The 4,855-nt window shown below is 45.3% G+C and carries 4 protein-coding genes and 1 pseudogene; all 5 read left to right on the top strand.

Annotation, left to right across the window (positions count from 1 at the left end):
- Positions 1-1,985 (top strand): CdiA family toxin C-terminal domain-containing protein (locus BN3772_RS30355; protein WP_209443726.1); only part of this gene is annotated, 1,985 nt, incomplete at its 5' end.
- 12 nt (positions 1,986-1,997) lie between these two features.
- Positions 1,998-2,363: a ribonuclease toxin immunity protein CdiI gene (cdiI, locus tag BN3772_RS30350; RefSeq protein WP_042204518.1), complete on the top strand. Its 366-nt coding sequence runs from the start codon at positions 1,998-2,000 to the stop codon at positions 2,361-2,363.
- Between the two features lie 613 nt (positions 2,364-2,976).
- On the top strand, positions 2,977-4,194 hold the full coding sequence (locus tag BN3772_RS30345; protein ID WP_157643682.1) for an S-layer homology domain-containing protein: 1,218 nt from the start codon (positions 2,977-2,979) through the stop codon (positions 4,192-4,194).
- 14 nt (positions 4,195-4,208) lie between these two features.
- Positions 4,209-4,571: a hypothetical protein gene (locus tag BN3772_RS30340; RefSeq protein WP_042204517.1), complete on the top strand. Its 363-nt coding sequence runs from the start codon at positions 4,209-4,211 to the stop codon at positions 4,569-4,571.
- Between the two features lie 44 nt (positions 4,572-4,615).
- Positions 4,616-4,855, top strand: a pseudogene (locus tag BN3772_RS30335) (hypothetical protein); the annotation flags it as partial.

The following is a 4,855-nucleotide window of genomic DNA, read 5'->3' as shown; positions in this document are numbered from 1 at the left end:
CCGTCCGGGGAGTTCAGGGCGTACAAGCAGAGAACAAGCGGCAGGCGGATCAGCTGAGCCGGCAGCTGGGCGTGCTGGCAGGACTATTCGGAATCGCAGGGAGCGGTGATCCATTCCGTCCCGTGTCCATCCCGACATTGGCACAGAAGGCGGTGACTAGCTTCATTCGCACGCTTTCAATACTGAGCGGCCGGGATGAGCTGAGCCGTGATCCGGCAGTGCAGAAGCTGAGGGGGATTATTCAGCAGTCGGGCCTGGCAAGCATTGAGGGACTGTCCGCGCAGGTCAAGCTGAAAGAGATCTACGAAGCGAGGGAGCAGATCGCGAAGGCACAGACAGCCTACGAGGTCTATCAGACGTTTGGGAATCAGGCTCAAATGGCGGCTGCACATCAGCAGGCGGAGGAAGCGCGCAGGAAGCTGGAATCGATGGGGATCAGCGCGAAGCAATATGAGGCAGGAAAAGATCTTACAGGCTACTTCAGGCAGGCGGCAATCAAAGCCTGTGATTATGATCCGTCGGTCATCGACAAGAGTGTACCGCTGCCGGAGAAGGAAGAATATGCGTTTCTGCTGCGGATGGCGATGGAACCGGGAATCCAAGGAGAGTGGGCAAAGCAGCAGCTGGCGCTGGTCAAGCCGGAAGCGACGCTAGGTCCGGTGGACCCGTACAACAGCGTATCCGAAGCGGATATCCTGAACCGGAACGATCCGGAGGCGATCGGGCGGCTGAAGGAAACGTACTGGTACACGTTGCCGCCGGAGGAGCAGGACCGGCGGTATGAAGAGCTCAAGGCGTACTACGAGAAGCAGGAGAAGGAAGCAGCGGACAAAAACCGGCTGACGGGAAGCGGAGTAGGGAATCAGACGCTGGCGAATATTCTGGTGGGCGGAAGCAATATGATTGTGAATGCGATCGACACAGCCTCGTTCGGAATAGCGAGGACGGTGACGGATTGGATTGCGGGTCCGAAGCCGGAGGGTTATGTCAGTCCGCTGGATGATCCCTACGGGAAGAAAGCGGGACAGGTGGCAGGGGGCTTAATCAGCATTGGTCTGCCATGGAAGTACCTGGGTAGTGGGATGCAGGCGACGGGAAGGGTAGGCAAATTCTCGCCGACCCTATACAAATCAATGGTATCGGGAGCGATAAGCGGAACGGTAGGAGAAGCGTTTGACGCCATCAACGATTACCGGGATGACGGGAAGCAGAGTCTGGGGGAACGAATAATCTCAGTAGGCGTCAACACCGTGGTTGCCGGAGCGGGCGATGTCATCATAACCTCCCTGAGCAAAGGCCTGGCCGGGGTAAAGAAAATCGTGAACGGGTCCATACCGGAAGCGAAGGTTAAAGAGGTTGAAGCCACGGGCAAAGCCAAGGCGGATGTCGATGCGGCGGCGAAGGAGCTTGAGGACGTTCGGGTTGGGGGGACTGGAAATGATGCTAAGATCCCTCGAACAGGGGCAGAATGGGATGAGTACTTCCGTTCAAAATATGGTGATGAAAATGTTACATGGGTGACTAAGAATAAGTTCGAGTATGTAAACGGTTTTGATGATCACATGATAAATGCACAAGGGCTTGTTAGAAAAGGGAATAAAGGCGTTGTTGGAGGTCACAATTTAGAAAATTTCGAGAAAATTCTGACAGATCAAGGTTGGAAGCTAGATGATGTTATTGTTTCAAGAACTCCACACTCTACTGTTCCAGGGGTTTATGAAATAGAGTATAGACTTCCTGCATTAGACAGGGAATTAAAGGTAGTGCCTGGCCAATATAAAAATATCCCTCAACCAAAGACAGTCTATGATTCAAATGTGATTTCAAATGAACAAATGCTTGTATGGGGCAAAGAAGCTATGGCGAATGGTGTGATTAATGGGAGATTAGTGACTGGATACTCCTCTAATGGACTTAGATTTACGGGATACCTTGATGATAGTGGGAACATCACAAATTTCCATCCTTCATTTGAGGGGAAATAGGGAGGTAACGATATGACAAATGAAAATATTTCCGAAAAAAAACTGATAGATCTTTATTATTTTTCTATCGGAGATGGGAACTTTATTAAAGCGTTGGAAAAGTATTGTAACGGGCAGGGTTTTGGTAATGAGCATATCTGGTGTTTATTTGCAAGTGAACTAGAAGAGTGGGAAGAAGGGTACTTCGGAGAAGATGGGGTTTGCTATTTTTTTGACCGTCCTGCAGTTGATGAAGATGTAACCGTCGTACTAGATTACTCCAGTTTCTATGTTTATCTTAAAGAAGCAAGTGAAGTATATTTGTTAAAGCATTCTGATGATAAGGATGTAGTTGAATCTCGATTATATGAAATGAAACAAAAGTTTAAAATTTTATAAGTAGTAGGGGCTAGCTAGTGTCGAATGAAACCAACATTCAACTATTAACACAAGTAACCCATGTAATGCCCATGTAAAAACATCTTAAATTCGGTTGCACGCATATCAAATGCTTCAAATTTATAATCTAAATAAAGCTATTGCTTTACACTGAGCAGGTCAATTATGGTCAGATACCACTATAATTAACCTGTTTTTTTGATATGTTCGCCTTCTTGCATTTTCCACGGAATGTACCAACAAAGTAAATATTACATTCCATATCCATATCCTTATACGAATAGGAAATGCTAAAGCTTAAGAATAAATGAATGAGATGTACTTCTGTAAGCGCGAAACAGTCATTTTTTAGTCAAATCACAAACAGTTTTAATGGATATTTACTTCGGTTATTATCAACTTTTGAATGGAAGTCTATAAAACTAATGGAAAATATAACCGATAATAAAGAGTATCTAATATTTTAGGTATTTATTACAGATATACATACGCGAGGTAGTTATTCGGATTAGAAATGAAGGATGAAGAATAGGGGGAAGTATCCACAACTTGAGGTAAGTTATACATTAGCGTTCTTTCATGCAATCCACTAACTATGAGAGGGAGTATTTTTTTGAATACATATCGAAAGAAAGTTAATAAAAGGGCAGGCTCGTTGTTCTTGTTGTTTACTTTAAGCCTGGCTGCTTCAGCCCATCCTGGTGCCGGAGCGGCAGCAGCGGGGTTTAATGATGTTCCCGCTGCTCACTGGGCGAAATCAGGAATTGATACCGCAGTAAATAAAGGTTATGTAGAGGGGTATCCGGGGGGCTTATTCATGCCGGATGCCAGCGTATCGCGGGCTGAATTTATCAAAATGATTGTGACCGCAACCGGACAGCCGGTAGAAGCGGCTGAAGGAAAGTGGTACGAAGGCTACGTGGCTGCTGCACAGCAGGCGGGCCTATATACTACAAGTGATTTTGCCAATTCGGAGCTGGAATGGAACCGCAAAATTACTCGTGCAGAGATGGCGCGCATTGCCGCACGGGCCGCAGGGCTAAAAACAAAAGAAGATGACAAATGGATGTATCTGGCTGCAAAAGCAGGTTTGATTTCCGGACTGGGCGCGGGCAAGCTTGGTGAACAGGAACATACCACAAGAGCCCAATCTGTTACTGCCGTACAGCGTGTTCTGACTGTAAACAGCGGAGGCAAGCTCAAGGTAGATAAATACGCTGTCAGCAGTGCGGAATTGGCTTGGCATAAGACGAATATTTTTACGATGATGCCGGAGTATTTCAATTATAAAAGTCAAATGTGGACGCAGTATGACAGCTATGAAGATCAATGGAGAGAGGATAAGTTAACACTAAGCTCTAAAAATAACAAATACGTTGCCACTCTGCATGAGCTTGTCGCGATTGATCTGGAAGATCCAAATGATCCTAATCTGAAAAATGTTCCTCCTATAAAGACACTAAGATGGGACTATGGAGCATATGAACATCCGGGTTTTCCAGTTTCAAACTATAAAAAAGCGTATCTCCTCTATTGGAAATCAACGGTTAAGAATGATGCACCGGAACATTATAAATCTTATGTATACGCAAATATTGAAATCGATGGTATAGGGGAGTATGGAAATCCCAAGATACGTGAAGGGGTGTTAACTAAATCTAGCTCTGTATATGTTAAAGCAAACGGGGATTCACCTTATCGAATTATTCCAAAAGTTGGGGGAGAGAAGTTGGAGAGAACAGTGTCTGGAAGTATACGGACACCTAGTTTCTCTAATTACTATTATTTATCGGAAAGTCTATTATCAGTGTATCCACATGGTGATCAATAGGGAAGAGTGGTTTGATGAAAGGGATTAAGGCAATCAGTGTATTGGGATTGTTGGTTGTTATATTGCTGATAACATTCACCGCATCAACAGGAAAAGCGGCTGAAGCAGAAGAACACATCTGGAAAACAGTCAATCTAACCAATAATTATAATACAAACGGAAATGCTGCATTAGAAGATACAGGTGCGATATTTTACCGTTATACAGGACTAAAAACAAAGCCATTGGGCTTGAATGCGGGACAAGGAAATACAATCACCAAAATCGAATTCAAGCGGGATGGCGAAGTTGTTCGGACAGTGCAAGTAAACAGCCAATCTTATAATGAAGAAGTGCAATTTACCGGAGAGCCTATTGTGAAAAAGATTAAATTTTAAAAAAGCTTAAACATTCTTTTGAAGGAATAAAGCAGGGGGAAGTCATGGCGACAACGAAACTAATGTTTAATGCCGATGAAGTAGAGCGCCTGCGGACAAAAATTGGATTAGTCAGCCAGGACACGAACCGTCTGTATATGCAACTTAGAGGCCAGTCCGGTAACTGGAGCGGAGTACCGCTGGGATCTAGCCTGCAGCAAGCCCAGGTGCTCATCAATGAGCTAACCAGTGAAGCGGAGAAGCTGGAGGATCTGATCCGCAGTGCCGTCCGGGGAGTTCAGGGC

Source organism: Paenibacillus camerounensis (genome assembly GCF_000723885.1).
Taxonomy (GTDB): domain Bacteria; phylum Bacillota; class Bacilli; order Paenibacillales; family Paenibacillaceae; genus Paenibacillus_AQ; species Paenibacillus_AQ camerounensis.
Note: the sequence above shows the minus strand (reverse complement) of the source record. Positions and strands in the feature narration are given on the sequence as shown.